A 24,842-nucleotide genomic window follows, 5' to 3' on the forward strand; every position below is an offset into this window, starting at 1 on the left:
TCCAGAGCTTAACCTGCTGTAGCATTGAGCTGTTTTGGCGTATTCAGTTTTACCACAAAATTGGATGCATCATGTGCATAATCTGTGGTAAGACCATGTGTTCCTTGGACATACATGCGATTAAAATCATCCTTGTTTAAACGGAATGTCCACGGCCAGAAAGTGACTCCGCGCTGGGAGGCAGCACGCATTAAATTCGCACTCAAGCCGCTAAAAGACGGATTGAAAGTGGATGAATACTGTTGAGTTGCATCCAGAATTCGCCGTGTATTGACCAAATCGCTTTGTGCGGCTGGAGTACTGGTAAGGAAACCGGTTGATACACCTGGAAGCACATTCTTCATTTGTAAAATCTGGTCGCCACTAAAACTGATCACAATAGCTTGATCATAGGCATCATGTTTATCTAGCAGTGCTTTGATCTTTGGTACGATCTCAGGCTTGTAGCTTTTAATTTCAATGAAGTTGGTGACATGTGGATATTTTTTCACCTCAGCCAGCACTTCATCCATGGTAGGAATCTGACGGTTATAGTTCAGTGTTCTGAGCTCACGTACTTCTGCCAGTGTCATATCCTCAATGTTGCGGTTGACACCAGTCGTGCGTAACACAGAGGTATCATGCATAAGAATGACATGATCATCTTTAGTCAGATACACGTCATATTCTACTGCATCAGCACCTACAGTGATCGCTTTGAGAGTCCCCTCCAGTGTGTTTTCATCGTCTTGCGCCGGGATACCGCGATGTCCGGTAATCAGCGGCTTACGCAACAGGGTGTTGGGTGCCATGCGCTGCATAATTTCTTTATATAGGTCAGGATGGTTGCTATAAATTCCATTAACACCTGTAGCTAGAATTTTTGCTGCGTCTAAGACCTGTGCACTGTCACTCTTGGCCCAAGGCGTAATCAATAAACGTTGTAGATGACTAACTGCTTCACGTGTTAGTAATTGTGGTGGCAAGATGACGATTTTGGACAGCGCTACATTGGTATTGTGGGCGATGGTCACGATATCTTTGCTGTTATAACCCAGCCCGGTCTGCTTGGAATAATCCAGAGCTGTTCGGAGCATCGGTAAATCAATACGGGCCTGACGCAGTAAATCTACATTATCGGAAATGAGGGTGATATCAGCCAGATTATAATTTTCTGTCAGTCCTTTCAGTGCCTGAACGGTTGCCGAATTTTGGATAGTGAGTAAAGGTAAAGTTCGACGCTGGGTATCTTTAAGATAATCAGTCAGGTGGCTTACTTTCTGATTGTTGCTTAGTAAATTAAGATCTGCATCAAGCTGATAAGCAACATGGGTAGCCGCGGTCGAGACTGGGCCATTAAGCGGTGCAGCCTGGGCTAAAGTCGGTGCTATTGAAACCGGGAGTTGCTGGTCAATAATGTCAGTGACTTTATTGGATTCAGGCAAGGCATCGAGTTGTTCAGTGACTTTGAGGTGGCTTACTTTCATCAATAAGCCGGCACTAGATAAACCAATGCTGCCTTGAGCCAGGTTATAAGGCAAGGTGCTATCCAATACCAGTTGATCATCCAGATAATGCCGTACACGATTTCCATACACTACAACGCTGGCCTTATGAGTTTTCTGAAGGCCAATATCTTCGCTATGAGCAGATTTCTGTAGCACATTCCAACTATTGGTCGGCATGCGTAAAGATAGTTCCAGACCGCTAGCACTCGTAGTAGCAACCCGCATGGCAAACTGATAATAGGGGGTAAAAGACGGATCAGCGAACTGATCTGCGCCTCGGTAGATGATACTGCCCCAGCGGGCTTCATTGAGTGCTTCTTCAAATGAAAATTCCATATCGATACGGTAATTGCGTAATTGCTGGAATTTCTCTGGCAGATGCAGGGTTGTCATTTGTGTGCTATGAGCACGACCATCGATATACAAGTCGCCATTTTCAAGATATACCTGGCCCGCGTTATTTTTAGGTTGTATCCAGTCGCCAGGAAGAGCCGCCCATTTATCAAAATTCTCATCCAGTAGAACCTCTGGAATGGGAACTTCTTCATCAGGAATATTGGGCTCAGGAGCCGGCTGATCTGGCTGGGTTACCGGTGGCTGTGAGGAGCCTAAATTCTTGTCGTCATCATCAGAACATGCGGTGAGGCCCAAGGACAGCAAAATAGACAGGTAGAGATGAGCAGGTTTCATACTTTTAATATTCTCAAGTCATTTATATTTGAATTTGAGAAATTAAAAGCAGAACATGACATTTATATGGATTTGTCATAAATGAAAATAATTCTTACAGATTAAAATTTCTTTTTTAAAGAATAAGGTGAGATCTCAATGCCATGCATTTTTCTTAATGATGGCCAGGTCTTCGACATAAGTCCGACTTGGCTTTAAAGCTGGAATTATCTATGTTCAAATAGGGTTAGGAAACAGTTAATACATGCGGAATGATCTATGTCACAAAAAACTATGCAACACGTCATCATTACAGAACCGGGTGGAGTGGATAAACTCGCTTATGAAACGGTTGTCATTCCTGAACCGAAGGCCGATGAGGTGCTGGTCAAGGTTCATGCCTTTGGAATTAACCGTCCGGATATTTTGCAGCGTCAGGGCTTGTACCCGATGCCAAAAGGGGTGACGCCTGTTCCAGGTCTGGAAGTAGCCGGTGAAGTGGTTGCAGTTGGAAGTGACGTAAATCAGTTTAAAGTCGGTGACAAGGTGTGTGGCCTGACCAATGGTGGGGGCTATGCAGAATATTGCGTCGTACCTGAAAGCCAAACTTTGAATATTCCTGAAAACGTAAGCTTTGTTCAGGCCGCTGCTATTCCGGAAACCTTCTTTACGGTGTGGGCAAATGTATTCCAGATGGGTAAAGCCAAGGCAGGAGAAACGGTGCTGGTGCATGGTGGAACCAGTGGGATTGGGACTACGGCACTCATGCTATGTAAATCACTGGGTATTAAAACCTTTGCCACAGCAGGTAGTGACGAAAAAATCCAGGCGATTTCACATCTGACCACAGGAATTAATTACAAAACTCAGGACTTTGAGCAGGTAATTAATGAAGCGACAGACAATGCTGGTGTAGATGTGATTCTGGATATGGTTGGTGCGCCCTATCTGGAGAGAAACCTGAATCTGTTACGCCGTGATGGTCGTCTGGTGTATATCGCATTCTTGGGGGGAGCTAAGGCTAAGGAAGTGAAGCTGGGTCAGATTATGATGAAGCGCCTGACGATTACCGGTTCAACCATGCGTGCGCGTAACACAGCGGAAAAAGCTGAAATTGCACAAGGTCTGAAAACGCATGTAGCACCTTTATGGGCAAAAGGTGAATGTTTGCCAATGATTTATAAGACTTTCAAATTTAATCAGATTCAGGATGCACATGCAGCTATGGATACAGGCGAACATATCGGAAAAATTGTGGTAGAAGTGATCTAGTTCACATATTATTAAAATACTTAAAGGAGGGGGCTAATGGCTTCCCTCCCTTTTTTTGTGCAAAAAATGACAAGGTATGTCAGTTTTTAGCAATATAATAACAGCTGAAATTTATAGCATTTAAACTTGAAAGAAAACATACTTATTTATGTGAAAATTTTCTCAAAGTCTTTTTTATAAAAATATATAAATAACAAATATTTAGGGTTTTTATTTGGGAGCTGTTTTATTAATTCCGACGAACGGTAGTTATGTTTTTGAACTTTAAGTAAAAAATGGTCAGGTTTTTGCAATCCTTATAGAGACTGTTTATCCAATAGTCACCTTGTTCTCCTTTATCCAAGAGAGTAATAATGATGATGATTGCAAAAGGACCATTTAAAAGGATCCATCAAACTCGAGCACTAACACAAGTGATTCAAGCCAGATTATTTAACCGGGTTACGACACAGCAGGCTAAAATTTTCTATTTGGCATTATTAAATCTTGAAAGTTATATGACCAAATTGTCTAAGCCTAAACGCAAACGTCGTTAAGCCGATTCAAGCTATCTTACCCTCGCAGAAGGCAAATCTATTTTATTGATTTCGGCTGTAAATAGATTTCACTAAATTTCAGGCATAAAAAAACCAGCTTTCGCTGGATTCTTTATTTGCACCATCTTCAGTAGTAGAAGAATGGTGCCCGAGGCCAGACTCGAACTGGCACGCTTTGTGGGCGGGGGATTTTAAATCCCCTGTGTCTACCGATTTCACCACTCGGGCTTTAACAAGATGGAGGCGGAGGTCGGAATCGAACCGGCGTCCACGGAGTTGCAGTCCGCTGCATGACCACTCTGCCACCCCGCCGCGTCTTGTTGATGCGTATATTATCAAGCTCTGAAAAAAAAACAATAGTGTATTCATTCATATGCGCATAAAAGCAGCATATGGCGGAAAATATTAAGAATTATCATGTAGAATGTGCAAAATTGATTCATATCAACACTTGGGAGAAGTGCCGTGGCATTAGTTCTAGACGGTCGTGCATTGGCGAAGCAAATTGAAGCTGACTTGTTAACTCGCGTGGAAGCGCTGAAAGCAAAATCAGGTCGTACTCCAATTCTTGCGACTATTTTGGTAGGTGACGATGGTGCATCTGCAACTTATGTTCGTATGAAAGGCAATGCTTGCCGTCGTGTCGGTATGGATTCATTGAAAGTTGAGCTTCCAAAAGAAACCACAACTGAACAACTTCTTGCAGAAATTGAAAAACTCAATGCCAATCCAGATGTTCACGGTATTTTGTTACAACACCCAGTGCCTGCGCAAATTGATGAGCGTGCTTGTTTCGATGCAATCTCGCTTGAAAAAGACGTTGATGGCGTAACTTGCCTTGGCTATGGCCGTATGGCGATGGGTGAAGCGGCATATGGTTCTGCAACACCTGCTGGCATCATGACCATTCTGAAAGAAAACAACATTGAAATTGCAGGTAAACATGCTGTTGTTGTCGGCCGTTCTGCAATTCTGGGCAAACCAATGGCAGCGATGCTGCTTGAAGCGAATGCCACTGTGACGATTTGCCATTCACGTACTCAAAACCTGCCAGCATTTGTGAAACAAGCGGATATCATTGTTGGTGCGGTAGGTAAAGCTGAACTGATTCAAAAAGACTGGATCAAACCAGGTGCAGTAGTGGTTGATGCTGGCTTCCATCCACGTGATGGCGGTGGTGTAGGGGATATCCAGTTAGTTGGTATCGAAGAAATTGCTTCTGCTTACACGCCAGTTCCAGGTGGTGTAGGCCCTATGACCATTACCACTTTGATTCGTCAAACGGTTGAAGCTGCTGAGAAAGCTTTAGGTTAATTGAGATTAAAAGTAGTTGCGGTGGAGTCTTACCATTGTGACTACAGATTTAAGAAGCTCGATCGTTACTTTTGTTTCGGCAAAAGTAACCAAAACCATTTGTCATTCGCAGAACTCGTCTTATTCCTTCAGCGATGAATAAGTCGCAGAAACAGAGCGAATCAAATTTTAGGTGGCCTCGGACAGCTGCGAATGACATAGTCATGTATTCTGGTTAATTTATAAATTCCAATAAAAGATTTTTTGCACCAAGGCTTTTATATGAGCTGTACTTTCCAATTTCCTAAAGCTCCTGAGCATCTTCTACAAGCCTTGCATGATGTGATTCCACATTGTGAACTGCATGCACAGCAATTGCCGGATACACCTATTTCACTTTGGCTAATTCCGCCAGTATTTCCAACTGATAAGCTGGATGATGAAGTCATCCGTCGTATCTGGAATGATACGCCGTATTGGATCTTTTGCTGGGCATCTGGTCTTGCGATGGCGCAGTGGCTGCTGGCAGAACCACATCATGTAAAAGATAAAGTAGTGCTGGATTTTGGTGCAGGTTCAGGTGTCGTTGCAATTGCAGCAAAAATGGCAGGTGCTAAGCGTGTGATTTGCTGTGACATTGATCAAGTGAGTTTAGATGCTTGTCGTGCTAATGCTGAGTTGAATGGTGTTGAGCTTGAATACTTGGATGATCTGTATAAAGCAGAACAGGTGGATATCCTGTTAGCCGCCGACGTACTTTATGACCAATGCAACCGTTTCTTCCTGGATGAGTTTTTAAAATTTGCGCCTGAGGTGTGGGTTGCAGATAGTCGGGTAAAAAACTTTAGTCATCCCAAATATGAAAAACTGGATGAGCGTAGTGCTACCACCTGGCCGGATTTGGATGAATCTCCAGAATTCAGAAACGTCAGTTTCTATAAGACACTTTGAAGCGAAAAATAAAAAAGGGCATTAAGCCCTTTTTTCATATCTTAGAGATTATGAGCAGGTGAATTGAATCACGCGTAATGTGCTTGGGCGGGCATTCAGGGCATCACGCGCGCCTGGATTTTCAGTATTGTACAGGTCAGGCGTGTTGCTTAAGCTGATTTGAGTGCGACTATTGCCGAGCTGGCGACCATACTGTTCATCTGGTAATGCAGTATTACTAATTTCATTGCTGCTGAGTACGCTTACATTCCAGTTTTTAGAAGTACCAAGTGCCTGTCTGCAAGCAGCCTGCAATTTTCCTTCATCCTGACTGGTACGACCAGAAAGTGTATAGCGCAATGTTGCAGTATTTGCACCTTGCTCAATGACTTCGTAACCAGATTGACCGTTATAAGGTTGAGGTGTGCTTTGGCAGGCAGTAAGCACCAAAGTGCCGAAACCCAAACCTAGTAGAAAAACTGTTTTTTTCATCATGATGATTTCCCATTTTTTATACAGCAAGTATGCCATAGCATTGAAAAGACAAAATGGCAGTAAACTTAAAAATCCAATAAAAAAGCTTTCTGAATGTTTCCACTTAGAAAGCTTAAACAGCTCAAGCATTAATTAGTCGTCAGTAATCATGCTGTATTTTTTAGTGTCCTTCATGAAGATATAAGTCAGTAATTAAGCCTTGTGGTGAGCATGCAAATAAAAGCATTGCAGGAGCTAGCATACCAAAAAATTCGTAGGTTGGGGGGGGTAGGTAATAATCAGTGAACCAATACACATTAGCGATACTGAAAGAGTCAGGCCGGCTTTACAGTCTCTACAGTATGTATAGATTCCCATAATCTATTCGCCAATCGGTGCATTAAAAAAAACCTAGGGCAAAACAGCAGCAGCTTTGCGGTGTCATCGCCTTTAGGGAAAAATTTCGAAGCAAAATATAAAGAAAAGGCTGCATAAACATATCAGTCGTACTATTCGACCAGGTTTCCTGCGGAACCACCGAGAATAGAGTTGACACATGTTTTATCGAAGTAAAGTTAAATAATTACAGTGTCTTGTGCTTATGTAGTTTTTAATTTTTTATAGAACTTGAGTCTTAATAAAACAAAAAAGATAGTTTTTATAATTCAAATCATTAAATTATTTATTTTTATATTAAATTTTTGATTTTTGAGATAATTTTTATTGACTAAATGTTGTTTTTGAATAATTTCAGAGGTATTAGAGAGATCTAATAACTACAGAAATTGGAAAAATGAAAGTATTTAAATTTAATGAATAACCAGCAATAAAAAAAGGTCGCTTATGCGACCTTTTTAAATTAAATCAGCAATTATGCAGATTTAACAGCTTCCAGTAATTCAGCTTGGCGTTTTTTCAACGCTTCTGGCATACGGTCGCCTAGTTTTTCGAACAATTCAGTATGGCTTTCAAGTTCTTTGATCCATTGATCTTTATCTTGAGAAGTTACAAGGTTAAACTGCTCTTTAGAGAAGTCAGTGCCAGTCCAGTTCAACTGTTCATAAGTTGGAACACGGCCAATTGGAGTGTCAACAGCAGTTGCACGGCCTTCACAACGATCGATGATCCACTCAAGAACACGCATGTTTTGACCGAAACCAGGCCATACGAAGTTGCCTTCAGCATCACGACGGAACCAGTTCACGTTGTAGATACCTGGAAGCTTGTTACCAGCAGCAGCAGCTTTCTCGCCAACTTTCTCACCCATTTCTAACCAGTGAGTGAAGTAGTCAGCCATGTTGTAGCCAGCAAATGGAAGCATTGCGAATGGATCACGACGGACAACACCTTGTTGACCAACAGCAGCAGCAGTAGTTTCAGAGCCCATAGTTGCAGCTTTATAAACACCGTCTACCCAGTCAAATGCTTCTGAGATTAGAGGCACTGTGTCCGCACGGCGACCACCGAAAATGAACGCAGAAATTGGAACACCTGCTGGATTTTCCCAGTCAGCATCGATAGAAGGGCATTGACCCGCAGCAACGGTGAAGCGAGCATTCGGGTGAGCTGCTTTTTCTTCGCCAGTGTGTGGTTGACCTTTCCAGTTAGTCAGGTTTGCAGGCGCTTCTTTAGTTAGACCTTCCCACCATACTTCGCCGTTGTCAGTCACAGCAACGTTTGTATAGATTACGTCTTTATGAAGTGTTGCCATACAGTTCGGGTTAGTTTTGGTATTTGTACCAGGCGCTACACCGAAGAAACCAGCTTCAGGGTTAATTGCATATAGACGACCGTCTTCACCTGGTTTGATCCAGGCAATATCGTCACCTACAGTTTCAATCTTCCAGCCTTCGTAGCCCGCTGGTGGAATCAGCATCGCGAAGTTTGTTTTACCACACGCAGAAGGGAATGCCGCTGCGATGTAATGTTTTTCGCCTTGTGGATTCGTCACGCCAAGGATCAGCATGTGTTCAGCTAACCAACCTTGTTGACGACCCATGTAAGATGCAATACGTAAAGCTAGACATTTTTTACCTAGCAATGCGTTACCGCCGTAACCGGAACCGTAAGACCAGATTTCACGCGTTTCTGGATAATGTACGATCCATTTGTCTGGGTTACATGGCCAAGCAACGTCTTTTTGACCTTCTTCCAATGGTGCACCAACAGTGTGTACACATGGAACGAATTCGCCGTCAGTACCTAAAACGTCATAAACCGCTTTACCCATACGCGCCATTTTAGACATGCTAACAGCAACATAAGGAGAATCAGTCAGTTCGATACCGATGTGTGCAATATGAGAACCTAAAGGACCCATAGAGAAAGGAACAACATACAAAGTACGACCTTTCATTGAACCGTCAAACAAACCATTTAGACGTGCACGCATTTCAGCTGGAGCTTCCCAATTATTTGTCGCGCCAGCGTCTTCTTTGTTTTCTGAACAGATATAAGTACGACCTTCAACACGAGCAACGTCAGAAGGATCAGAATTTGCAAGGTAAGAACCTGGATGAGTTTCCTGGTTAAGCGCTTGCATTGTGCCGTTAGCGATCATCAAGTCGATATAACGTTGATACTCTTCTGCGCTACCGTCACACCATTCAATTTTTGCTGGTTTTGTTAATTTAGCAATCTCTTCCACCCAAGCAATAAGCTTAGGGTGACGAACGAATTCTGGTGCGTTCACTTGGGTCATGGTGAGGCCTATCTCAAAAGTGTACAAAACTATGTACAAAGTATAGTCTGGGTGATGAAAACATCGCCCAGATGAAATATGAAAAAAAAGTGGCTGTATTAAAGCATAAAATGACAAAAAAAATAAGACCAAAGCAGGGTTAGAGTTAAATTGTCACATAATGCAATATTTTAAATAAGTATTTAAAAAACAGTAGTATATAAAATAACATTGCAGAGTAATCTTGTATTTATTTTAATTATGGTTAATATTTTTAATAAATATAATTATAAAAAACATTTACTTATTATTTTTCTAGTAACGACTCTTATCATTGATTAAATAAATGAGGGTAATTTGAATTTTGCATAGTACTTAATGACATCTGTTTAGCATTTAGACAGTTTGCCAGAAAAATAATCAATGCTGATGATTTTCCGAACTATTATAAACCATATATATCTAATTTCTATCACATAAAAGGCTGTAGTTATAGAATGTTGGGGTCATTCCTATTTAAGATCATAATTGAACTCTGCTATATAGCTTCTTTTGGTTTTAAATTTTTGATTTTAAAAATAAAATTTATAGTTTCTGCTTTCTTAAAGCGCCTAAGAAAAACCACTTTAAGATTAGTTTTTAATTGGTTAGTAACTTACGATTAGTAGGTATTATAAAGTCAACCTTGATCTTTTATGGCTTAGCTCTATGAAGCCAATAACAGTATTCTCCAGGTAAGTATCTTCAACGAATGTGGGCATAGAAATGATTATCCTGTACAAGGCTGAAGCACTTTATAAATAGTATTCATTATCTGGAAAAAACTATCTATATACCTGGTTCATGCCAAAAAGATTTTTGTATAGAAGATGAGTTCAAGGTGTTTGCATCGTTTATTTTAAATTATTTATCAGATAGGAAAGAGGAGTAGCGCTGTATCTACTGACTGTTCAAATATAAGCTCTATTTTGCTTCACCACGTTCTTAAAGAAGCTTATAGAAAGATGAAAAATTCTGAAAACTGAAGGCTATACTCTAATTTCAGACTGGTCTTGAAGAAAAAATCATCAAAAGTATATGCATATGATAAAAAAATAAAAAAAAATGAATTTTTTTTCAGTTTTACCCTTGAAGCGATTTATTCCATCTCCATAAAAGTGACATCTAAAAGTTTTGATGACGACCAGGGAATAACTAAGTCGTCATCAGTAATCAAAAAGACTTAGTCTGATGGAGTTAAAAATGAGCAACATTCGTCCATTACATGACCGCGTTGTTATTCGTCGTGTTGAAGAAGAAACTAAAACAGCTGGCGGTATTTTACTTCCAGGTTCTGCAGCAGAAAAACCAGCGCAAGGGGAAATTATTGCAGTTGGTAATGGTCAAATCACTGACAATGGCGTACGCGCGTTAGACGTTAAAGTTGGCGACAAAGTATTGTTCGGCACTTATGCAGGTACAACTGTAAAAGTAGACGGGGAAGAACTACTTATCATGAAAGAATCTGACATTTTAGCGGTTCTTGAAGGTTAATCTTCGCTAAAACAGTCTTACATATTCCATATCAGATTTTGTAAAGCTATTAAAAATACTCGGAGTCAAATATGTCAGCTAAAGACGTAAAATTTGGTGATTCAGCTCGTGCGAAAATGATCGCTGGTGTGAACATCCTTGCAGATGCTGTAAAAGTTACCCTTGGTCCTAAAGGCCGTAACGTTGTCATCGACCGTTCTTTCGGTGCACCACATATCACTAAAGATGGTGTAACTGTGGCGAAAGAAATTACTTTAAAAGACAAGTTCGAGAACATGGGTGCTCAACTTGTTCGCGAAGTATCTTCAAAAACCAATGACATTGCTGGTGACGGTACAACAACTGCGACTGTTCTTGCTCAAGCAATCTTAAATGAAGGTATCAAGTCAGTAACTGCGGGTATGAACCCAATGGATCTGAAACGTGGTATCGATATCGCAGTGAAAACTTTAGTTGCTGAAATCAAGGCGACTGCTCAGCCTGCTTCTGATTCTAAAGCAATTGAGCAAGTAGGTTCGATCTCTGCTAACTCTGACACTACTGTTGGTAAACTGATTGCGCAAGCAATGGAAAAAGTAGGTAAAGAGGGTGTGATCACTGTTGAAGAGGGTTCAGGCTTCGAAGATGCACTTGACGTTGTAGAGGGTATGCAGTTTGACCGTGGTTATATCTCTCCATACTTCGCAAACAAACAAGATACCCTAACTGCTGAACTTGAAAACCCATACATCCTATTGGTTGACAAGAAAATCAGTAACATCCGTGAATTGATCACTGTACTGGAAGCAGTTGCGAAAACTGGCAAACCACTTCTGATCATTGCTGAAGATGTTGAAGGCGAAGCGCTTGCAACTCTGGTTGTTAACAACATGCGCGGTATCATTAAAGTATGTGCTGTTAAAGCACCTGGCTTTGGTGACCGTCGTAAAGCAATGCTGCAAGACATCGCGATCCTGACTGGTGGTACTGTGATTTCTGAAGAAATCGGTATGCAGTTAGACCAAACGACTCTTGAACACCTGGGTACTGCGCACAAAGTAACAGTTTCTAAAGAAAACACAGTGATTGTGGATGGCGCTGGTAATGCAGCTCAGATCTCTGACCGTGTTCAACAGATCCGTGCACAAATCGAAGAATCTACTTCTGAATACGACAAAGAAAAACTTCAAGAACGCGTAGCTAAATTGGCTGGCGGTGTTGCTGTTATCAAAATCGGTGCTGCAACTGAAGTTGAAATGAAAGAGAAGAAAGACCGTGTAGACGATGCACTTCACGCAACTCGCGCAGCGGTTGAAGAAGGTGTTGTTGCGGGTGGTGGTGTTGCACTGGTACGTGCTGCAGCTGCACTTGACGGTGTGAAGGGTGCAAATGATGACCAGAACGTAGGTATCAGCATTCTTCGTCGTGCAATTGAAGCGCCACTTCGTCAAATCGTATCTAATGCTGGTGATGAGCCTTCAGTTGTGATCAATGCAGTGAAAAATGGCCAAGGTAACTTTGGTTACAACGCTGCAACTGGCGAATACGGCGATATGCTTGAAATGGGTATTCTAGATCCAGCAAAAGTAACACGTTCTGCGCTTGAGCATGCTGCTTCTGTTGCTGCATTAATGTTGACAACTGAATGTATGATCACTGATATCCCAGAAGACAAACCTGCTATGCCTGATATGGGCGGCATGGGTGGTATGGGCGGCATGATGTAATTCATCAACCGGTCATTGATCTAAAAAATCCCCGCATTTGCGGGGATTTTTTTCATTCAGGTTAGCTGAAAAATATTAATGTTTGATTAATCTGTAATTCAGATTACTGTTAATTTTCTCGCCAGTTTGAATATCTCGAGCTTCTAAGAAATTTTCACCGACAAAGAATTTACGATTTTCACCTTTTTCATCCAGCGTAATAATTGAAGTCATTTTAGGGTCAAAGCTAAAACTTCCTTTGGTTTTGGTTTCTGTGCTTTTGGTATCGGAAACATACTCTTCTTTCAACTCATAGGTTTTGTCAGGATGAAGTTCCAGCTCAACTTTAATGGCTTCACAATCCGCACATGGGAAAGTTCCTTCGTATTCGCCCGCCCAGTCAAGAGAAGTTTCTGCAGTATCGCCTGCAGGTAAGCTGCGTGATGTCGCTGGCGTATTCATCTGAGCAGAATTTTCTGAATCCATATTTTCATTGCTAGAGGGTTCTTGGGTTTTAGAACAGGCACTTAAACCTAGCGTGATTGTGGTCATTGCGACGATAAGGAGAGACTTTTTCATTTCTATGCCCGTTTTGCATTTGCTAATATTCAACATAAAAATTTAAAAATCATAAGGGTAGTACAACTTTGTAAATGATGTATTGATTAAGTGAAATTCACTCTGCACGTGTGATGAGGTAAAGGAATTGCTAAAATAATAAAAAATAAAATCACTATCATCTCAAATAAATAGTGCTTTCACAGGTTTAAAAAAATAATAATGAGGGCAATGATGGATTTGAATAAAGAAAATAACATTATTGCGCATATCTATGATGCAGCACTGGATCCTCAGTTGTGGAATCAGGTTATGCATGAGTTAGTGGAATACACACAAAGTAAGACAGCCATCTTTACTGCGATGGATCAGCTCAACCCAGCTTATAACTTTGTCCATACCTATAATATTCCTTATGAAGGTCTAGCAGCTTATCGGGATGAACGTATTCAAGTCATTGATATGAAGCTGCACCTGCCGCTATGGAATGAGATTGCAGTGGGAGAGGCTTTACAGATCAATTGTCAGCATTATCCCTCCATGAAAGGCTCGGAAGAGCATATCTTTTATGAAAAATGTTTAAAGCCTACCGGTATTTTACATCTTGCAGGTGTATTGCTGGATCGCGGTGATTTTAGTTGGGCAGTACTGGGAATTCACCGGGCACCTGAGGCCATCCCTTATGGTAAAGAGCAACTGGATTTTCTGAAGCGTATCAGTATTCATTTAAGGCGAGCGCTACAGATTTATCGTCAGTTCAGTTTAGTTATTCAGGATAAGTACAATGCTTATCAGGCCATGAATGCTCTAAAGGTCGGGATTGTATTATTACTTGAGAATTTCGAGATAAAGTTTGCCAATATTGAAGCAAAAAAAATGCTGAGGCAGAATCAGGAAATTGAAATAGATCAGTACAATCATCTGAAGCTTAATAGAGCCTATCATCTGCAATTAGAACAACTTATCAGAGGGTCTTTACAGCAGGGGAGTGGGGGAATAAGTAAAATCGGTGGAGTAATGACTGTAGAGGATGCAACAGGTCATTGCATCATGCTGACGATCGTACCTTGGTCGAAACAGTCAATGACACCTATTGAAGAATCGAGACGATATCAAGTTGCAATATTTTTGACGGATCGAAATCAATATCACATCTTGTCACAAAGTTATTTAAGGCAGCATTATCAGCTGACATGTCGGGAGATCGCATTATGTGAATACCTGATCAATGGTTATAAACCTGAAGAGATTGCTGAACAGATGCAACTCAGTATTCAAACCATTAGAACTTATATGAAAAAGATTTATGAAAAGCTAGAAGTGAATAGCCAGATTGAGCTGATACATAAGTTAATGAACTGTACGTTACAGTTTCAGCATATTGCATAAAAAGCCAGGTTAATTACCTGGCTTTTTAAAGTTATACCAAGAGATATTACGTTGTTGGCTGTGGCTGTGGCTGTGGCTGTGGCTCAGGAGCGGGTTCTGGATCACGCTGGAAATCAGCCCGAGTGAAAGTGATAGCAGGTTCACCTGTTGGGGTTAATGTCATGGTAGTTGCATTAACTGTATAGGTTCCAAGAACGAATGGAGAGTTTTGACCATCATATAGACCACAACTTTCATTTGTATCGAACAAGTTATCGGTGACTGTGAGGGTGTTGTTCGAAGTAGTATATTGACCATATTCAATACCCTCTGGGCCACAATCCTCTCCTCCTGTAGTATCAATCAGGAAGTAGTAGCCGTCGTTCAAGAATACCAGTACATGAGTATCATCCAGCTCCCACGTACCTACGAGGCCATTGGTTGAATTTTCTACTCGTGTAAGGGTAGAGGTATCATCTTCATCCAAACCAGTTTCAGTAAGAACTAAGTTTGTACCGTCAAAAGTTAGGGTATAACCTTCGTCACCTTCTGAATCTGAAAGCCCCCATGATCCATTGGTGTCACCATTTTCATCAATCACAGGTGTGATAACACCACCTTTCCAGTTCCACTGAAGATTCCCAAGTTCATAACCTGGTTCTCCATCATCATCTGCATTATCAGCTTCGCCCAGTTTGTAACTACCATCGGTATAAACCACTAGAATGACTTTGTCCGATTTATCTGCAGAGCCTAATTGCCATGTGCCAGCAATATCTTTATAGAAAGCTTCTTGAATATTAGCTGCAGCTTCATCAGGAGTAACTGGAGTTACGTCGCTAAGCTGTAATTGGTCTTGAATAAGGGTTGTTATACTGTTATCAGAATCCTCTAGTGCTGTCTCGAATGTAGTTGCAGAGGTGAAAGCTGTGTTAATTCGATTAATGACATCTTGAGTAATTTGAATACCATTATCATGAGCATTGTAATCTGCGGGAGCACCTGTTGGCGGTGTAATATAATCTGCATCAATCGATTGCAGGAAGATTGTTAAAGCTTCTTCTAATTCTTCATCTTCATTTCCAGGGATGTCCGGATCATTCTCATAAAGATCTGTCGGAGTAATCCGTGCTTGAGCTGGAACTCCATCCTGTTCACCTAGCTGAAGGTTTCCGATAAAGAATCTAATTGTATCACCTGTATTATAATTAAATTTACCTTCCGCATTGGTAGAGCCTTTTACACCACTTGATGTTTCATAGCGGACGTTTTCAATTGGGCCATCAGTCAAGATACCTTGCTGTGTTCCAGGTGGGTTGCCACCATTTCCTGGTGAGTGATGGTCATCGTCATCATCATTACATGCGGTTAATGCAAGGGTGGAAAGCATTACTGCGAGTATAGTTTTTTTCATCATTGACCCCATGGGTGGTTTATAATTGTCCACCTGAGTCTAGGGAAGCCAATGATTAAGGAATATCCCAATATTGGGAGGTTAATTGTATAAAAAGTGCATCAAATAATGTATTTACAATCGATTACAAAGCGAATTAAACTCTAATATTGGTACACTATCACATAATTTTTTATTTATTTTGCGATTGAACTGTGTTTAAGAATTTAGCTGAAAAAGCACTTAAATTGATGGGCTGGGAAACAGACAATCACTGGCCTGAAAACCTGAGCCAATGTGTCATGATTGCCGCACCGCATACCAGTAATTGGGATGCATTATATGCACGGCTAGCGCTGAAGGCATTAGGTGTCAATGTACGTCTTACCATTAAAGACAGCTACATGCAGTTCCCATTGGGTCCTTTTGTACGTGCGATGGGGGGAATCGGAATTGATCGCCGTCCCAAGCAGGCAGGTGAGCCGCGTCCAAGTATGGTTCAGGTGATGACAGACCTGTTTAAGCAGCATCCTGAACTGGTCATGTTGGTTACACCTGAAGGAACACGTGCCCGTCAGGAGCAATGGAAAACCGGTTTTTATTATGTTGCGGTAAATGCTGGCGTCCCGATTGCACTGGCTTATATGGATTATGAACAAAAGAAGGCGGGTGTAGGAAAAATCATTCATCCCACAGGGGATTTTGAGGAAGATATGGCTGAGATCATGGATTTCTATGCAGGCATCCAGGCCAAATTTCCTAAAGAATTTAGTGTAGATCAGCGATATTACAAAGCGAGTTAAAATGAAAAAACAGGAGAATACTCCTGTTTTTTTAGCATTAAGATTTTATTTCATATTGCCTTAAAGATCAGAATGCTTCTTTGGCTGGAATGCCCCCCAGATTTTGACAGGCCGATTTGTATAGTTCATATTGCTGATTCACGATTTCAGAGAGCGAGATTTCAAAAGATTCCTCGCCATTTTTATACTGTTCTATATAAGCCTCTGCTTTGCTTTTTGAGCTATACAGAGAATGCTCATAATATTGAGTCACACTATTATGCTGCATTTGTGAAGGTTCAATACCCTTACAATGGAAGAGTTTTAAAATGTGTTCGGCTTTTTGGGCATCATGTGACATACAAGCTGTCAGTAGCAGAGTCAGGCTCAATACTGCTAAGGCTTTCATAGGGAGAAGTCAAACGGTTTTGAAAGGTTTCGATATTTTAAAAGGTATTTCGAGTTTCAAAACCGTTTTTTTTGAACAGTTGGTTAAAATATGAGGCATCGTACAATCGGATTCAGTATTGAACGATTCTATGATCATGTATTAAGGTTGATTAACCTTTGACTAAGCCTCCATCTACAATCAGGTTTTGCCCCGTGACAGCGCGTGAATAAGGAGACAAGAACATCAAGATTGCCGACGCGAATTCTTCAGGGGTAATGACACGGCGTAATGGCGTTGACTGAGCAATCAGATCAAACACAAAATCAGGTGTGGCTTTGCTGGCATCTGTGGTTTGTAATAGGCCGCCTGAAAGCATATTTACATTAATTCCATATTGACCAAGATCCTGCGCAGTAGTACGGGTAAATGCCAGTAGCGCGGCTTTAGCAGTCGTATAGTCATGATAAGGCACCACCGGATTTTGAACCAGATTGGTACCGATATTCACAATCCGGCCAAAATGTGCCTGTTTCATATCTTCTAGCGCCGCCTGAGTCGTATTGAGGCAAGCCTGAACAGCACCACTGAATTGATGCGACATCATCTCCCAAGACAAATCTTCTACCTTGGGACGATTATCACCATTAAATTCAAACTGTACCAAGGCATTGTTCACAACCGAATGAATGCCTTCACCAAAATGTGCTTTGCTTGCGGTAAACAGGGCTTTGACCTGATCTACTTGAGTAACGTCTGCCTGATAGGTAAATACCTGATCGGGATACTGCTTCTGTAAAGCTTCAGCCTGCGTTTTACTACTAAGATAGTTCACCACTATACGTGCACCTTCTTCAATCAGAAGCTGGCTAATTGCCAGGCCAAGTCCACGTGCACCGCCAGTCACAAGTACAATTTGATCACGAATTTGCATAGCTCATTTCTACAGAAAAATCATTCAAGTTACCTTAGCAGTAAACTGGCTGAAAGCAAAGTAGGACAAGGCTTTGGCCTTTTTGGAACAGTTTAATGGATCAACTCTTTAAGCAGCAGGAAACATCCTGAACTGAAGAGTAGTCCAAGAACAATTTGCTTAAAGTGCAGTTCTGAAATGTGATGGAATAATCGTGTACCCAAAATAGCAGGAATACTGACTGCAAGAATCAGTAAAGCCATATAGGGCAAGTGACTCTGATTTAAATTGCCCTGATATAGATAGGCTGCCAAGGTAAACATCTGAATGGCGAAATTAAAATGACGTAAAATATAGCGCTGCTGATCTTTGGGGAGCTGTTTGAGCATTAACCAGGCAGAAGGTACGGAACCACAAAATCCCCCCAAGCCACCTAAAATGCCACCTACCAAACCGATACTGGCATCTGCAGCTTTGCCTGAATGTCGAATTAGTCGGATCTGAGGATTCAACAACATGAGTGGACACCAGATAACGAGGAACATACCCAGTAAGATACGGAAAGTATGTGCCTCAATGATATTCAGTAACCAGGTGCCGAGCGGGACGCCGATCAGTCCGGCAATTAAATACGGTAAGTAAAGTGCTTTATACAAATGAACATGCTTTTTTTCATTCGATAATGAAATGACATGGCTCCAAATCGAAGCAAACACAAGGAGGGGGCAGCAACTTGAGGACTGAGTACCCATACCCAAAATGACATGGCAATTAAAGCGAAGGCAAAACCGGTAAGACCTTGTACAAATCCTGCGATCATTGCGCCTAAAATAAATAACAGCCAAGTCATTCTGATCAGTCAGTAAATAAAGCCAGCAGTATTCAAAAGATTGCTGAAAAAGCCAAGCTAATATTTAGCTGTATTTGTGCACAGCTTAGTCGAATTTCAGATAAATAATTTATTTGAAGATAGTTGAATTGTTTTGATGGTGAATAAAAAGCAAACAAATCGGTACAGGAGAGCAACAATGGCTGCGTGCACTCTCCATGAAATCGCCTGATACTGGCAGAGTGCAGGAAGGAAGAGGTGATGAAAATGAAAAAAATGATATTACTGTCATCTGTGCTGGCAGTGGCTTTAACCGGTTGTATGGTCGATCCTTGGGATGATGATTATCGTGGCCATCGAGACCGTAATGGACATTATGACCGTAACCATGGTGACCGGGACTGGAAAGATAGAGATCATCGTGACTGGAAACGTGATCGGGAAGACCGTGACTGGCGTGATCGCCGTTAAGAGATCAGCTATTTATAACTTACATTTCACAAAAAAGGATTCCATACAGGAATCCTTTTTTAATATTTATTGTGCAAATATTCATTTACTTTTTCTGATATAAGCCTGCACGTACTGTCCCAGCTTTGGTATTTTTAATCAGTTGCCAAGAAGAGGGGAGCTGCAAAGTATTTAAATCCCGATCTGCTTCGACATAAATCAGGCCTTCAGGCTTGATTAGCGGATCAGCAAGTTCAGCCAGAGAAGTCCATAAGTCCAAGCTGTAAGGCGGGTCTAAAAAGACCAGATCAAATTGATCTTTCAAAGTTTGCAAAGCCTGTTGCGCCGTGGTTACTTTCAGTTGTGCACGTGCTTTGGTGACTTGAAGCAGCTCCAGATTCTGGTTCAGAAATTGTGCCTGAGTACGATCCGGTTCAATCATCACCACGCTAGTCGCACCGCGGGAAAGTGCTTCAAAGGACAAAGCACCAGAACCGGCACAGATATCCAGCACCTTGGCATTCTGTACATCCCACATCAGCCAGTTAAACAGGGTTTCACGGACACGGTCTGGGGTGGGACGTAAACCGTCAATACTGGCAAAGGCTAGCTGACGGCGTTTCCAGTCACCACCAATAATTCGTAGCTGATTTTTCATATATTAATCTCCTTCTACAGCTGGTGCAGAGTTTGCAGATGAGCTCGAACGAGATGTATTCGATGTTGCGTTTGAGGAAGTTTGTGGTGCATCCGTGCTGTTAGGTGTTGCCGCAGCATCAGGGCTAAGCATACTTGCACCACTTGGTAGCTCGCCAGGTTTAATACCGGCGGTCATCAGTCCCCCACTTAATTGATGATTGAGTGGGCGTACCGGATTCTTATTTTTATGCAGTAACCAGTAATCAAAAATAGGACGAGCGAGTGCAGTGGCGGCACTACCGCCGCGGCCATTCTCCAGAATGACTGCAATGGCAATTTCAGGTTTTTCTGCAGGAGCAAAACCGACAAACAGACCATGGTCAAGCTGGCGATCAGTTAGCAGGGCTTCATTGTAACGTTTACCCTGGGCAATACTTTTTACCTGTGCTGTGCCGGTTTTACCGGCAATACTATATTGCAGGCCGCCTTTAATACCGCGACCCGTACCCGACTGAATAACATCAACCATGGCGTCGCGCATTTTGAACCAGTCTTCTTCTTTACCATTAAAATCGATCTTGCCATGGGTACCATTATGGACTTTAAATGCTTTGGCGCCACGGCTTTCGCGCAGGACATGCGGTACGACTTTATTGCCATGGTTGGCAGTAATTGCTGTTGCCATCGCTAGCTGTAATGGTGTTGCTGTAAAGGCACCCTGACCAATACTCACAGAAATCGTTTCACCACGTGACCATTTAGATTTGCGGGTACGCATTTTCCATTCAGGACTTGGGTACAGACCAGAGCTTTCACTTGGTAAATCTACCCCCGTTTTTTCACCAAAACCAAACTGACGCATCCAGCCATTCATCTGTTCAATACCCATACGATAGGACATGACATAGAAATAGGTATCGCAGGAAACCACCTGGGCTTTATGCAGATTTACAGTACCATGACCAGTTTTCTTGTGGTCGCGGAAACGGTGACTATCACCCGGCAAAGTGAAATAACCTGGATCGGAAATCGCTGTATCCCAATCGACCAGGCCATAATGAAGGCCACCCAGGCCAAACATCGGTTTAATGGTCGAACCTGGAGGATAAGTTCCTTGCACCGCCCGGTTATACAACGGCTGATCAAGGTTATCACGTAAGTAAGAATAATCTTTGGTGCTGATTCCGGTTACAAACAGGTTCGGGTTGAAACTTGGGCTAGAAACCAGTGCTAAAATTTCCCCTGTACCTGGATCCATGGCAACAATAGCGCCACGACGTCCCGCCAGTTGCTCGGAAGCAACCATTTGCAGGCCATAATCTAAAGATAAAAACAGGTCATTCCCGCGTACTGGATCCTTACGTCCAAGATGACGCAGCACATTACCATGTGCATCTGCTTCGACTGATTCATTTCCTGGAACACCGTGGAGTAGCTCCTCATAGGATTTTTCGACCCCGATTTTCCCGATCAGGTTGGTACCCGCGTAAAGGTCCTTATCAATACTTTTTAATTCTTTGTCATTAATACGACCCACGTAACCAATCACATGTGCAAACAATTCACCATGTGGATAGTAACGGGTCATCTGGGTATCAATTTTTACCCCTGGGAACAGGTGCTTAATTTCACTAAAGCGGGCAATATCGGTTTCGGTCAGATTCAGTTTGATAGAAACACGTTCTGTTTTTTTTGCGGTTTTAATCCGGCTATTAAAACGCTCGATATCTTCTTCGTTCAGTTCCAGAATCGGGATCAGGCGCTTAATCGTATCATCAATATCCTCAACATCGGCACGACTTAAGGTCGCGGTAAATACCGGATAGTTATCTGCCAAAAGGACGCCGTTACGGTCATAGATATAGCCACGTGCAGGCGCAAGTGGTTGCAGGCGGATACGGTTCTGGTCAGAAGCCGTGTTGAACTCATCGAAGCTGACAATCTGCAAATAGGCATAGCGGCTGATCAGTAGCAGCATGCAGATGATGACCAAGCCAATCGAGAAAAACACACGATTGCGATAAATGCGTTTTTCTTGCTGTACATTTTTTAATGGAAAATGCTGCTTCATACGAGATCGACTTAGACCTGAACACGGATAGGAATGAAAGTGCGTTATTCTAACCCAACTGACCTGGTTTGGATATTGAAATACGAGTGGGCTACCCATCTGCTAAACGTTGACTTTGCAGACATTAAAATTGTCTGCAGTTGTATACAACTGTGTTGATAATTCTGCTAAAGTCCAAATTGAATAAAAAAAGGACGATACCTTAAAACTATAATGAATCAAGGATATTGGTGAAAAGGAATGAATAAATTATACCCTTTGCTGGCATTTGCTTTCATCGCAAATACGGCTTATGCAGATGATTCTACGTATAGATCTGAAGCAAAACTGAGCGATAGTCAGGCAAGTACCTGGAATGTGGGGGCAGGATTTACCCGGAATATGATTCATCTGAATACTGAGTGGGTGAATCCGTATGGAATCACATATGTCAAAGGTGGTGTTTTTCTGGACGATGACAAGCCATTTGGTGCACAAGTTGGCTTTCGGTACCCGGCACACCTCACAGGAAAAGATAAAAATGGGTATTATGTCGGGGCTTATGCCGGACATATCCAGAGTAAGAAAGTAGATGGAGAATATGAAGCACGTCTGGGTGGCGGGGTGGATTTATCCTATGTCATGCTGAGTTCAGAACGGATCAGTACCTTCAGTGTCGGAATCGGTGCTGGTGAGGAAATGAAAAGCCGAAGTGGACATGTTGTGGCCGAAATCGAACCTCAACTACAATTCTCCTATACTTTAAGTATCGGTTTATAGAGAAAATATTCGACTTGATAAGAAAATTGTATTCTGTGAACAAAGAATTAAATATGGAAGTTATACATGCTTGAGTACGTTAACGAGTTGTGGCAAGCCTTTCTGATGCGTCCAGATTTCTGGGCCGTGCTCAGTATCATTCCTGTCACTGCATTCGTTACCTGGGCACACGTATGGATGGCCCTGAAAATGGTGTTTTATCCAATCACGTTCTGGGGATTCCATATTGGTCCATTGCCTGTCGGCTGGCAGGGCATTGTGCCACGCAAAGCAGGAAGAATTTCAGGAATTATCACAGACAATACCTTGTCTAAACTGGGATCGATCCAGGAATTTCTACAGGCGATGGACCCGGATGATATGGCACGCATCATCGGTGAACAGGTCGGTTTCGAACTTGAACATCTGATTGATGAGGTCATGATCGACCGTAATGCAGTTTTATGGGAAAACTTGCCGTATTCCATCAAGCGCCGTATTTATTCCCAAGCACACAAGCAGTTGCCGGATGTGTTGCGCGAATTAGTGACTGAGCTGACCATGAACGTCGAGTCACTTGTGGATATGCGTGACATGGTGGTCAGTCAAATGGAGGGTGACCGCCGTCTGATGGTACGCATGTTCCTGAAGGTTGGACAGAAAGAAATTAACTTTATCTGGCATATCAGTGCGCTGATCGGGATGTTCTTTGGCCTGTTCCAAATGGTGGTCTGGTTTGTGGTGCCATGGCACTGGACCGTACCGTTCTGGGCGGCTATCTGGGGCTTCCTGACTAACTGGATTGCCATCTGGATGGTCTTCAATCCGATAGAACCACACTATGTGAAATACCCGCAGTTCTTCACCCGCACGCAGAGCCGCAAGTTTCCATGGATCAAACCGGTTATTCCACGTATTGGCACCTATAACATACAAGGTGCTTTTATGAAACGTCAGGAAGAAGTCTCTGACGTCTTCGCAAGTGTAGTGACAGAAGATCTGATTACGTTAAAATCGATCATGACAGAAATGATGTATGGTGGTAAGAAAGAAAAAACCCGCCGGATCGTCAAGCGTCACATTAACGAAATTATGGAAACTCCATTGGTTCGCACCTCTTTACAGCTATCCTTGGGGCCAAGAGAGTATGCAAAACTCAAGACAGACTTGATCGATCGCTCAATTGAAATTACGATGGTGCCTGTATGCGACCCTGCGTTTAATGCGAGCCGTGCACAGAAAATCTATCAAATGTTTAGAGACCGCATACGCGAGTTAACACCGAAGGAGTTTCAGAATCTTTTACGACCTGCGTTTCAGGAAGATGAGTGGATTCTGATTGTATTGGGTGGAGTAACCGGCTTTGTCGCGGGTTTAATCCATTTGTTTGTGGCTTTCTTATAACGAGACGCTGAAATGCTGGATACCTTTGGGGATGTCCAGACATTTGGTGTCCTATACATTGTTAAAAAATGAGGATGTTTATATATGCGCATTATCTTACTCGGACCACCTGGAGCAGGTAAAGGTACACAAGCTCAGTTGATCTGTAAGCGCTACAATATCCCACAAATTTCAACCGGTGATATGCTCCGTGCTGCAATTCGTGAAGGAACTGAATTAGGTTTAAAAGCTAAAAGCGTCATGGACAATGGCGGTTTGGTTTCTGATGAGTTGATCATCGGTCTGGTTAAAGAACGTATTGCACAGCCTGACTGTGTAAATGGCTGCATCTTTGATGGCTTCCCGCGTACTATTCCACAAGCTGAAGCACTTGAAAACGAAGGCATCAACATCGATCACGTGATTGAAATTGATGTACCGGACGAAGAAATCGTGCAACGTCTTTCTGGCCGCCGTCAGCACCCGGCTTCTGGTCGTGTTTACCACATTGTTTACAACCCACCAAAAGTGGAAGGTAAAGATGATGAAACTGGTGAAGATCTGGTTCAACGCCCTGATGACCAGGAAGAAACTATTCGTAAGCGTTTAGGTTCTTACCATACTGAAACTGAACAGCTGGTTGGCTTCTATCAAAGCCGTGCTGCATCAGGTGAAAATGCACCAACTTATGACAAATTGAACGGTCTACGTCCAATTGAACAAGTTCAAGCGGATCTGTTCGCGATTCTGGATCAGTCAAAATAATCATTT

Annotated in this window: 21 protein-coding genes, 2 tRNA genes and 2 pseudogenes; 12 read left to right on the plus strand and 13 right to left on the minus strand. The window is 42.2% G+C overall.

Annotated features, from left to right (window positions below):
- Window positions 1–8: 8 nt before the first annotated feature.
- Window positions 9–2,177 carry a glycerophosphodiester phosphodiesterase gene (locus tag ACS72_RS12505; protein WP_249888278.1) on the minus strand — a complete coding sequence of 723 codons (2,169 nt, stop codon included), beginning with the start codon at window positions 2,175–2,177 and terminating at the stop codon, window positions 9–11.
- Window positions 2,178–2,435: 258 nt separating this feature from the next.
- Here ACS72_RS12505 and ACS72_RS12510 point away from each other — a divergent pair, with 258 nt between their 5' ends.
- Both ACS72_RS12510 and ACS72_RS12515 read left to right on the plus strand, forming a co-directional pair.
- Window positions 2,436–3,428, plus strand: coding sequence for an NAD(P)H-quinone oxidoreductase (locus ACS72_RS12510; protein WP_008301929.1), 993 nt, complete (start codon window positions 2,436–2,438; stop codon window positions 3,426–3,428).
- A 353-nt stretch (window positions 3,429–3,781) separates the two neighbouring features.
- Window positions 3,782–3,964 carry a hypothetical protein gene (locus ACS72_RS12515; protein ID WP_008301931.1) on the plus strand — a complete coding sequence of 61 codons (183 nt, stop codon included), beginning with the start codon at window positions 3,782–3,784 and terminating at the stop codon, window positions 3,962–3,964.
- A 142-nt stretch (window positions 3,965–4,106) separates the two neighbouring features.
- Here ACS72_RS12515 and ACS72_RS12520 read toward each other — a convergent pair.
- Window positions 4,107–4,192 (minus strand) — tRNA-Leu (locus tag ACS72_RS12520).
- 10 nt (window positions 4,193–4,202) lie between these two features.
- A tRNA-Cys gene (locus ACS72_RS12525) sits at window positions 4,203–4,276 on the minus strand.
- A 153-nt stretch (window positions 4,277–4,429) separates the two neighbouring features.
- On the opposite strand from ACS72_RS12525, the gene folD reads away from it, so the two are divergent.
- Both folD and ACS72_RS12535 read left to right on the plus strand, forming a co-directional pair.
- A complete protein-coding gene (gene folD / locus ACS72_RS12530; RefSeq protein ID WP_008301933.1) occupies window positions 4,430–5,278 on the plus strand; it encodes a bifunctional methylenetetrahydrofolate dehydrogenase/methenyltetrahydrofolate cyclohydrolase FolD in 849 nt (282 codons plus the stop codon).
- 261 nt (window positions 5,279–5,539) lie between these two features.
- Window positions 5,540–6,208 carry a methyltransferase gene (locus tag ACS72_RS12535; protein ID WP_048882307.1) on the plus strand — a complete coding sequence of 223 codons (669 nt, stop codon included), beginning with the start codon at window positions 5,540–5,542 and terminating at the stop codon, window positions 6,206–6,208.
- A gap of 48 nt (window positions 6,209–6,256) precedes the next feature.
- Here ACS72_RS12535 and ACS72_RS12540 read toward each other — a convergent pair whose 3' ends face one another.
- From ACS72_RS12540 to ACS72_RS12545, 3 genes and pseudogenes are all read right to left on the minus strand, one after another.
- Entirely contained in the window at window positions 6,257–6,679 is a 423-nt protein-coding gene (locus ACS72_RS12540) for a hypothetical protein (RefSeq protein ID WP_034424215.1), read from the minus strand.
- A gap of 196 nt (window positions 6,680–6,875) precedes the next feature.
- Window positions 6,876–7,206 (minus strand): annotated as a pseudogene (locus ACS72_RS18745) (alpha-ketoglutarate permease); the annotation flags it as partial.
- 326 nt (window positions 7,207–7,532) lie between these two features.
- The gene (locus tag ACS72_RS12545) at window positions 7,533–9,362 is read right to left on the minus strand and encodes a phosphoenolpyruvate carboxykinase (GTP) (RefSeq protein WP_048882308.1); all 1,830 of its coding nucleotides are present in this window, start codon (window positions 9,360–9,362) and stop codon (window positions 7,533–7,535) included.
- A 1,221-nt stretch (window positions 9,363–10,583) separates the two neighbouring features.
- Between ACS72_RS12545 and groES the strand changes: the two genes are divergently transcribed.
- Both groES and groL read left to right on the plus strand, forming a co-directional pair.
- Entirely contained in the window at window positions 10,584–10,874 is a 291-nt protein-coding gene (gene groES, locus ACS72_RS12550) for a co-chaperone GroES (protein WP_004810787.1), read from the plus strand.
- A gap of 71 nt (window positions 10,875–10,945) precedes the next feature.
- Window positions 10,946–12,580: a chaperonin GroEL gene (gene groL / locus ACS72_RS12555; RefSeq protein WP_004810785.1), complete on the plus strand. Its 1,635-nt coding sequence runs from the start codon at window positions 10,946–10,948 to the stop codon at window positions 12,578–12,580.
- 75 nt (window positions 12,581–12,655) lie between these two features.
- Here groL and ACS72_RS12560 read toward each other — a convergent pair whose 3' ends face one another.
- Window positions 12,656–13,138, minus strand: coding sequence for a copper resistance protein NlpE (locus tag ACS72_RS12560; RefSeq protein ID WP_004810783.1), 483 nt, complete (start codon window positions 13,136–13,138; stop codon window positions 12,656–12,658).
- A gap of 213 nt (window positions 13,139–13,351) precedes the next feature.
- Between ACS72_RS12560 and ACS72_RS12565 the strand changes: the two genes are divergently transcribed.
- Window positions 13,352–14,506, plus strand: a complete 1,155-nt coding sequence (locus ACS72_RS12565) for a helix-turn-helix transcriptional regulator (protein WP_048882309.1) — start codon at window positions 13,352–13,354, stop codon at window positions 14,504–14,506.
- Between the two features lie 46 nt (window positions 14,507–14,552).
- Here the strand turns inward: ACS72_RS12565 and ACS72_RS12570 are convergent, their stop codons facing one another.
- The gene (locus ACS72_RS12570; protein ID WP_048882310.1) at window positions 14,553–15,902 is read right to left on the minus strand and encodes a hypothetical protein; all 1,350 of its coding nucleotides are present in this window, start codon (window positions 15,900–15,902) and stop codon (window positions 14,553–14,555) included.
- A gap of 191 nt (window positions 15,903–16,093) precedes the next feature.
- On the opposite strand from ACS72_RS12570, the gene ACS72_RS12575 reads away from it, so the two are divergent.
- Window positions 16,094–16,681, plus strand: coding sequence for a 1-acyl-sn-glycerol-3-phosphate acyltransferase (locus ACS72_RS12575; protein WP_004810777.1), 588 nt, complete (start codon window positions 16,094–16,096; stop codon window positions 16,679–16,681).
- A 67-nt stretch (window positions 16,682–16,748) separates the two neighbouring features.
- Here the strand turns inward: ACS72_RS12575 and ACS72_RS12580 are convergent, their stop codons facing one another.
- The 3 genes and pseudogenes from ACS72_RS12580 to ACS72_RS12590 all read right to left on the minus strand — a co-directional run bounded on the left by ACS72_RS12580 (window position 16,749) and on the right by ACS72_RS12590 (window position 18,811).
- Complete coding sequence (locus ACS72_RS12580) at window positions 16,749–17,069, minus strand: hypothetical protein (RefSeq protein ID WP_004810776.1); 321 nt, start codon at window positions 17,067–17,069, stop codon at window positions 16,749–16,751.
- A gap of 151 nt (window positions 17,070–17,220) precedes the next feature.
- The gene (locus ACS72_RS12585; protein WP_004810773.1) at window positions 17,221–17,982 is read right to left on the minus strand and encodes a 3-oxoacyl-ACP reductase; all 762 of its coding nucleotides are present in this window, start codon (window positions 17,980–17,982) and stop codon (window positions 17,221–17,223) included.
- 92 nt (window positions 17,983–18,074) lie between these two features.
- A pseudogene (locus ACS72_RS12590) lies at window positions 18,075–18,811 on the minus strand (sulfite exporter TauE/SafE family protein).
- Between the two features lie 246 nt (window positions 18,812–19,057).
- On the opposite strand from ACS72_RS12590, the gene ACS72_RS12595 reads away from it, so the two are divergent.
- Window positions 19,058–19,261: a hypothetical protein gene (locus ACS72_RS12595; protein ID WP_004810769.1), complete on the plus strand. Its 204-nt coding sequence runs from the start codon at window positions 19,058–19,060 to the stop codon at window positions 19,259–19,261.
- A gap of 85 nt (window positions 19,262–19,346) precedes the next feature.
- Here ACS72_RS12595 and rsmD read toward each other — a convergent pair whose 3' ends face one another.
- Together rsmD and mrdA are read right to left on the minus strand one after the other, a co-directional pair.
- Window positions 19,347–19,898: a 16S rRNA (guanine(966)-N(2))-methyltransferase RsmD gene (gene rsmD / locus ACS72_RS12600; RefSeq protein WP_004810767.1), complete on the minus strand. Its 552-nt coding sequence runs from the start codon at window positions 19,896–19,898 to the stop codon at window positions 19,347–19,349.
- Window positions 19,899–19,901: 3 nt separating this feature from the next.
- Window positions 19,902–21,950: a penicillin-binding protein 2 gene (gene mrdA / locus ACS72_RS12605; RefSeq protein ID WP_048882311.1), complete on the minus strand. Its 2,049-nt coding sequence runs from the start codon at window positions 21,948–21,950 to the stop codon at window positions 19,902–19,904.
- Window positions 21,951–22,190: 240 nt separating this feature from the next.
- Between mrdA and ACS72_RS12610 the strand changes: the two genes are divergently transcribed.
- The 3 genes from ACS72_RS12610 (at window position 22,191) to adk (ending at window position 24,836) form a co-directional block, all read left to right on the plus strand.
- A complete protein-coding gene (locus tag ACS72_RS12610) occupies window positions 22,191–22,709 on the plus strand; it encodes a hypothetical protein (RefSeq protein ID WP_004810763.1) in 519 nt (172 codons plus the stop codon).
- 66 nt (window positions 22,710–22,775) lie between these two features.
- Window positions 22,776–24,092, plus strand: coding sequence for a membrane protein (locus ACS72_RS12615; RefSeq protein ID WP_048882312.1), 1,317 nt, complete (start codon window positions 22,776–22,778; stop codon window positions 24,090–24,092).
- 84 nt (window positions 24,093–24,176) lie between these two features.
- The gene (gene adk / locus ACS72_RS12620) at window positions 24,177–24,836 is read left to right on the plus strand and encodes an adenylate kinase (protein WP_048882313.1); all 660 of its coding nucleotides are present in this window, start codon (window positions 24,177–24,179) and stop codon (window positions 24,834–24,836) included.
- Window positions 24,837–24,842: the final 6 nt, after the last annotated feature.

The organism is Acinetobacter sp. VT 511 (genome assembly GCF_001077515.1).
In the GTDB taxonomy this organism is placed as follows: Bacteria; Pseudomonadota; Gammaproteobacteria; order Pseudomonadales; family Moraxellaceae; genus Acinetobacter; species Acinetobacter schindleri.